The sequence below is a fragment of the Kribbella sp. DT2 genome, from assembly GCF_049844575.1.
GTDB lineage: Bacteria > Actinomycetota > Actinomycetes > Propionibacteriales > Kribbellaceae > Kribbella.
Genome location: NZ_JBNCLH010000005.1, coordinates 630,595 through 637,230, shown reverse-complemented (window position 1 = coordinate 637,230; position 6,636 = coordinate 630,595). Strand labels below are relative to the sequence as shown.

Here is a 6,636-nt window from a genome sequence, read left to right as displayed (position 1 = left end):
CGCCGATGGTACTGCGACCGGGAGGTCGTGGGAGAGTAGGACGTCGCCGGACATTCACACTGTTAAGGGCCACCCCACACCGGGGTGGCCCTTAGCATTTTGTGGGGGCCCGACGAAGTTCGTACGACCCTGTATTTTTGTCTGTCTGAGCGCAACACCTACGCACGACCGTTAGGAGTCACCGTGGCTACGCCACCTCGTAACCCCCGTCCCGGCTCGGGTGATCGCCGTGGTTCGTCCGGTGGAGCCGGCCGTCCCGGACGAGCAGGCGGTGGGCGTTCCGACTCCACTGGCCGTGGACGATCGGGCGCCGGCAGCTCGGGTGGATCCGGCGGCTCCAGCTCCTCTGGTGGCTCCGGCTACCGGGGCGCGTCCGGTCGTGCCGATGGTCCCCGTTCTGGTGGGCCGCGCAGTAGTGGTGGTGCGCCGCGTTCTGGTGGAGCTCCGCGTACGGGTGGAGGCCCCCGGAGCGGGGGAGCTCCCCGTACCGGTGGACCGCGGAGCGGTGCTCCCCGTGACGGTGACAACCGGCGTGGATTCGCTGGTTCCCGCGGGGACGACAAGGGCGAGCGCGATCCCTTCAAGGGACAGCTGTCCGGTGACTCGCGTCGCGACGACCGCAGTGGACGGCCCGGTCGGCGTGACGACGAAGGCTTCCGTCGCGACCGCCGTGAGGACGGCCCGGCCGGTCCGCGCGGAGGACAGCGCGACGACCGCGGTGGCTCGACGGGTGGCTACCGCGCAGGTGGTCGCGACGATCGAGGAGCCTCGAGCGGTGGGTACCGTGCGGGCGGCCGCGACGACCGGGGCGCGTCCCGGGACGACCGCGGCGGTTCGCGTGACGACCGTGGAGGCGCCCGTGAGGGTGGCTTCCGACGGGACGACCGTTCTGGTGGACGCACTGAGCGCCCGACCGGCGGTTACCAGCGCGACGACCGCGGTGGCGAGCGCTCCGGTGGCTTCCAGCGGGATGATCGCGGTGGCGAACGCTCCGGTGGCTTCCAGCGGGATGACCGTGGTCCTTCGCGGGGCGGCGAGCGTTCTGGCGGGTTCCAGCGCGACGACCGCGGACCTGCGCGGGGCGGCGAGCGGACCGGTGGTTACCAGCGGGACGACCGTGGTGCGGCGCGTGGTGGTGAGCGCTCGGGTGGTTACCAGCGCGACGATCGCGGTGGCGAACGGTCCGGCGGGTTCCAGCGGGACGATCGCGGTGCGGCGCGGGGTGGCGAACGGTCCGGTGGGTTCCAGCGGGATGACCGCGGTGCTTCGCGCGGTGGCGAGCGGTCTGGTGGGTCTCAGCGGGACGACCGTGGAGCTTCGCGTGGTGGTGAGCGGTCCGGTGGGTTCCAGCGGCCGGAGCGTGGTGGGCGGGATCAGCGGGGGACCGGTGGGCCTCGGCGGGATGAGCGGGTTGCGGGACGCAGAGACGTCCGGGGCCGCGACAACCGGCGGGACGACCGGCGTGACGAGGAGAAGGCAGGTCCGCGTCGCGACGACCCGGCGATTCCGGCCGGCATCACCGGTGCGGAGCTCGACCGTGGGGTCAAGGCGGAGCTGCGGTCGTTGCCGCGGAGCCTGGCCGACCTGGTCGCCCAGCACCTGGTCGCGTCCGGACAGTTCCTGGACGACCAGCCGGAGCTTGCCTACCAGCACGCCCGCGTCGCGCGCCGGCTGGCGGCGCGACTGGGTGGTGTCCGCGAGGCAGTCGCCATCACGGCGTACCTGGCTGAGCACTACGACGAGGCACTGACCGAGTTCCGCGCGGTACGGCGGATGACGGGCAACCACGAGGTGCTGGCGATGATGGCCGACTGCGAGCGTGCGCTCGGCCGGCCGGAGAAGGCGCTCGCGCTGTCGCGGGAGCCGGTCGTTGTGCAGCTCGAGGAGTCGACGCAGATCGAGATGCTGATCGTGGCCGCCGGTGCTCGGCGTGACATGGGCCAGACCGCTGCCGCGATCCAGACGCTCGAGGTACCGGAGCTGACCAAGCGCACCCGTGCGGACTGGTTGCCGCGCCTGCGGTACGCGTACGCCGACGCGCTGGCCGAGGCCGGCCGGGCCGACGACGCGCTGATCTGGTTCCACCGCGCTGCCGGTGCCGACCAGGACGGTTCCACCGGCGCCGCCGAACGCGCCGCGGAGCTCGAAGGCCTGCACTTCACCGACCTCGACGACGAGGACGAGGAAGACACGATCATCGAGGTCACCGACGAGGCCGACACCGACGACATCGAGGTCACCGACGAGGCCGACACCGACGACATCGAGGTCACCGACGAGGCTGACACCGACGAGATCGAGGTCACCGACGAGGCTGACATCGACGGCGAGGACGACACCGACGACGTCGAGACCGTTGACGAGGTCGACACCGACGACGAAGGCGACGAGCTTGTTGTCGACGACGCGCTCGACGGCGAGGTCGAGGTCGACGAGGACAAGAAGGACTGAGTGACTGAACGGCCCGGGTGGATGGTGAGCGATCACCGTCCACCCGGGCCGCTCGTCGTTTGGGTACATTCGGACCGTGCTGACGCTCGCGGGGCTCCTGGAGGACTCCTCGCTGGAGCTCGACCTGCTCGTCCCTGGAACCGACGGAGCGCTCACCCGTGAAGCGCTCTGGGTCCACAACACCGAGCTGCCCGACCCTTCCCCCTACCTCCGCGAGGGCGAGATCGTCCTCACCAACGGCCTCTGGCTGCCCCAGACCCCACCCAGCACGTTCGTCGAGGCCGCCCACCGGGCGCGAGCAGCGGGCATCGTCTTCGGTCTCCGCGCGGAGACACCACAGACACCCAGCGACCTGATCCAGGCCTGCGAGCACTACGGCCTCCCCCTGCTCCAGATCTCCATCGACGTACCGTTCACCGCCGTCACCCAAGCGGCCTCGGCGACGCAGGCTGATCAGCGCCGAGAAGCCCTGGTCGACCTGGTCAGGCGAGGCGACGCCCTGGCGCAGGCGATCTCGCACGGCGCCGGCGCGTCCGGCGTACTGGCTGTGCTCAGGAGAGAGCACGACCTGCCCCTGGCCGTCGTCGACCGGATGGCGCGTCTACTGGCATCAGCCGGTACGACGCTGTCGCCCGAGCAGCTGCGCCTCGCCGCGGCGGGCCTGGCTCGGCACCCGCCGCCGCTGGAGATCGACCTGGGCGGTGAACAGGGCAAGGCGACCGTCTTCCTCGTCGGTGCAGTGGGCGACACCGACGCCGCACTGCTCTGCCTGAAGCCGGTCAGCGCGCTGAGCCGGGCCGAGCAGGACGCGCTCGACCAGGCGGCGCGCTTCCTGAGTCTGGAGGTCGCCAAGCAGCAGGCGGTGCAGGCGATCGAGCTGCGGTTCGCCAGTGAGCTGCTGGACATGATCCTGTCCGGAGCACAGCGAGCCGCAGAGGTCCCTGATCGGCTGCGTGCCTTCGGCGTAGACCCGTACGGCGAACTGCTCGTCCTGGCGACTGCCTTCGCCGTCGGACCGCACGCGACCCTGCCCGGCCTCTCAGAGACAGTCGGAGCGTTCTTCCTCGACCGGAGCCTCGCAGTCGTCGTTGCGGGCGGGAGCCACGACGTGGTCGCCGTACTGCAACGTCCTCAGCAGGAGACGCGCGAGCTGGCGGACGAGCTACGCCAGGCCGTCGCCAAGCGGTTCCCGGACCAGCGCGTAGTCATCGGCCTCGGCGAGCCGGCTCCCACCGCGCACCTGCTTCGGGAGCCACTGGTCCAGGCCCGCAAGGCCTGCCAGGTACTCCGGCGCAGGCCGAGCCAGTCGATCGCCACCTTCGCCGAGCTGGGCACCCACCGCGTGCTGCTCGGCCTCCAGGACCCGGAGACCCTGCGCAGCTTCGCCGCCGGCGTGCTGCAGCCGCTGCGCGAGTACGACCGCAGGCGGGACGCCCGGCTGGAGAGCACGCTCCGCGCCTTCCTCCAGCACGACGGCCAGTACGCCGCCACCGCCGCCGCGCTCTACATCCACGTCAACACCCTGCGGAACCGGCTGGCCAAGATCACCGAGCTCACCGGCCGCGACGCCGTACGGACTGAAGACCGGGTGGACCTGTACCTGGCCCTGGAGGCCGACGAGCTCTCTCAGGGATAGACCGACGGATCGACCACTGGCAGGGACACCGGCCGTACCGGCAGCGACTCGTCCGCAGCAGCCCGTACGGCGAGGTCCCGGCACCGCGTGAAGCTCACGTCCCCGCAGGACAAGGCGTACTCGATCAGCTCCCGCAGTGCGAGCAGCCGGCCCGGCCGCCCGGACAGGAACGGGTGCAGGCACAGCGTGAACAGGCAGCGGTAGACACGCATGCCGTCCAGCTCCGCGTTCCACAGCTCCAGCACCTTGCGCGGCGACTCGATCACCGAGCCGATCTCCGGCGCCGGCAGGTACGCGTACTGCTCCCAGTCGTCCAGCGACCAGTGCACGGGCAGCTCGACCACGCCGCCCGCCTCCAGCAGGTAGGGCCGGTCGTCGCCCATCAGCGACGAGTCGTAGAGCAGGCCGTGCTCAGCAACCAGTGCAGGCGTCTGCCGGCTCGCCTCCCACAGTGCTGCCCGGTGGCCGCTCACGGTGATGCCCTGGGCGTCGAACACGGCCAGGGCCCGCTCGAAGTCGTCCCGCTCCTCAGCAGGCGTCAGTGAGGTCGGCGGGCGGTGGCTGTAGGAGTGGTGAGCCACCTCGTGCCCGCGCTCGACGATCGACGCCGCCAGGCCGGGCCGCTGCTCGGCGACCCAGCCAGGGACGAAGAACGTCGCCGGTACGGACAGGTCGTCCAGCAGGTCCAGGATTCTCGGTACGCCGACGTCCGGCCCGTAGGACTGGTGCGACATGGTGGTCAGGTGCTGGGCGTACTGCCCGCCGCGGGCGAGCACCGGAGTCTCCGCGTCCACGTCGAACGTGAGCGCCGCGACCGCTGCCGCTCCGTCGTACCAGGTCATGACCTGACAGCCTGCCACGCCTCGGCGTTCGCCAGCGTGACCGCGGGGTGCAGCATGGTCCGGTCGAACGCCGCCAGCTCACGGCCTTCCGCCAGGCGCCGGGGCAGGTCCGGGTTGGCCAGTGCGCCCCGGGCGATCGCCAGCAGGTCCGCGTGGCCGTCGGTCAGCACCTGCGCGGCCTGGTCCGGGTTGTGCATGCCGCCGTTGACGATCACCGGCAGGCCGGTGAGCCGGCGGGCCAGGCCGGTGATGGTCTGGCCGCCCGCGAGCCGAGCCGTGTCGATCCAGTTCCGTCCCTCGCTGGCGATGTGCAGGTACGACGCTCCGGCGTCGGCCACGGCCGGGAAGATCACCGCGGCGTCCGCCGCTCCGCCGGCCCAGCGGTGGACGAGGTCGTTCACCTTGGTCTGCGACAGCCGGACGCCGACGACGAACGACTCAGGCACTGCGGCGACCACGGCGGCGGTGATCCGCGCGATCAGCCGGACGCGGTTCGACACCGAGCCGCCGTACGAGTCGGTGCGCTGGTTGGTGTAGTCGGTGAGGAACTGGTCGAGCAGGTAGCCGTTCGCGCCGTGCAGCTCGACGCCGTCGAACCCGGCGGCGAGCGCGTTCAGCGCTGCCGTCACGAAGCCTTCGACGACCAGGTCCAGGTCCGCCGCCATCAGCTCACGCGGGACCGGCCACGGGCCGCGGCCGCCGTAGTCCGGCATCATCTCGCCGAGCGGCTGGATCGCGGACGGGCCGACCGTGCCGTCGGCGTACGGGTTGCCCTGGGAGATCGCGCCGGCGTGCATCAGCTGGGCGACGATCCGGCCGCCGTTGGCGTGGACCTGGCGCGTGACCTCGCGCCAGCCCTCGACGTGGGCCGCGGTGACGAGGCCCGGCTGGTTGAGGTACGCCTGGCTGTACAGGCGATCCGTGGAGGTGCCTTCGGTGACGACCAGCCCGAAGCCGCCGGCTGCGAAGCCGGCGTAGTAGTCGGCCATCTCCGGGGTCGGGACGCCGTCGGGCGTTGCCGACGTCCGGGTCATCGGTGCGACGGCCAGGCGGTTCGGCAGCTGGAGCGGGCCGAGAACGGCCGGGGAGAGGGCGGGGTGGATGGTCATCGGAGGTCCTCCAGGACGTCGAGAGCGAGATCGGTCGGGCCCGAGCCGTTGATGACGTTCAGGTCCTGCGGGCAGGCCGACAGCACGACGACACAGTCGAGCTCGGCCCGGAAGGTGATCGAGTCGCCGGGTTTTGTTGCGGCGGGCAACCAATGCAGGTCACCGTCGGCGGTCACCGGGATGCGCATGAACAGGTTCACCGGCTGCGGTACGACGGGAGTCGTGTGCCCCAGCCCCGCGAGCGCCCGGGTCAGGTTCTCCGCACAGGACGGATGGTCGGGCACGCCGAGCCCGGCGTACCGGGCCGGGTCGCAGGCGGAGAGCAGCAGGTCGTGCTCACCGGGAGAGGTGTCGGCGGTCAGGGTGAGGATCGGGCGGCGGTGGTTCGTCACGAACGACTCGCCGATCGCGGGGAAGAGCCTGCTGATCGCCGTACGGGTGTGGGACGCGCTCAGGTACTCGTCGGCGGCGAAGGCGAAGAGGTCGCCGACCTGTTGCCCGGCGACATCGGTGATGCGGATCGAGGAGCCGCGGGAGACTTCGACGGCTCGGCCGGTTCGTGCCGGCACGGTGATGTGCATGACAGCAACTCAAGCAG

At 71.2% G+C, this 6,636-nt stretch carries 6 protein-coding genes; 2 read left to right on the top strand and 4 right to left on the bottom strand.

Features of this window, described 5'->3' with window-relative positions; all coding sequences use genetic code 11:
* Positions 1-171: 171 nt before the first annotated feature.
* The gene (locus ACLQ2O_RS24565; protein ID WP_425835258.1) at positions 172-1,599 is read right to left on the bottom strand and encodes a hypothetical protein; all 1,428 of its coding nucleotides are present in this window, start codon (positions 1,597-1,599) and stop codon (positions 172-174) included.
* Between ACLQ2O_RS24565 and ACLQ2O_RS24560 the strand changes: the two genes are divergently transcribed.
* Both ACLQ2O_RS24560 and ACLQ2O_RS24555 read left to right on the top strand, forming a co-directional pair.
* Entirely contained in the window at positions 1,564-2,451 is an 888-nt protein-coding gene (locus ACLQ2O_RS24560; protein ID WP_425835256.1) for a hypothetical protein, read from the top strand. The two genes, ACLQ2O_RS24565 and ACLQ2O_RS24560, sit on opposite strands and share 36 nt — an antisense overlap.
* A gap of 76 nt (positions 2,452-2,527) precedes the next feature.
* Positions 2,528-4,087 (top strand): PucR family transcriptional regulator, encoded by a 1,560-nt coding sequence (locus tag ACLQ2O_RS24555; RefSeq protein ID WP_425835254.1) that lies wholly within the window; start codon positions 2,528-2,530, stop codon positions 4,085-4,087.
* On the opposite strand, the gene ACLQ2O_RS24550 is transcribed toward ACLQ2O_RS24555, so the two are convergent.
* Genes ACLQ2O_RS24550 through ACLQ2O_RS24540 form a run of 3 tightly spaced genes read right to left on the bottom strand, consistent with a single transcriptional unit; the run spans position 4,078 to position 6,619 of the window.
* A complete protein-coding gene (locus ACLQ2O_RS24550; RefSeq protein ID WP_425835252.1) occupies positions 4,078-4,929 on the bottom strand; it encodes a polysaccharide deacetylase family protein in 852 nt (283 codons plus the stop codon). The two genes, ACLQ2O_RS24555 and ACLQ2O_RS24550, sit on opposite strands and share 10 nt — an antisense overlap.
* A complete protein-coding gene (locus tag ACLQ2O_RS24545; protein ID WP_425835250.1) occupies positions 4,926-6,038 on the bottom strand; it encodes a tRNA-dihydrouridine synthase in 1,113 nt (370 codons plus the stop codon). The genes ACLQ2O_RS24550 and ACLQ2O_RS24545 overlap by 4 nt, the downstream gene beginning before the upstream one ends.
* A complete protein-coding gene (locus tag ACLQ2O_RS24540; protein WP_425835248.1) occupies positions 6,035-6,619 on the bottom strand; it encodes a DUF1989 domain-containing protein in 585 nt (194 codons plus the stop codon). The genes ACLQ2O_RS24545 and ACLQ2O_RS24540 overlap by 4 nt, the downstream gene beginning before the upstream one ends.
* Positions 6,620-6,636 lie beyond the last annotated feature (17 nt).

Bases quoted from the DNA above. Each gene is read 5' to 3' on its own strand.
- ACLQ2O_RS24540 (WP_425835248.1), bottom strand. From the start codon at position 6,619: ATGCACATCACCGTGCCGGCACGAACCGGCCGAGCCGTCGAAGTCTCC.
- ACLQ2O_RS24545 (WP_425835250.1), bottom strand. From the start codon at position 6,038: ATGACCATCCACCCCGCCCTCTCCCCGGCCGTTCTCGGCCCGCTCCAG.
- ACLQ2O_RS24550 (WP_425835252.1), bottom strand. From the start codon at position 4,929: ATGACCTGGTACGACGGAGCGGCAGCGGTCGCGGCGCTCACGTTCGAC.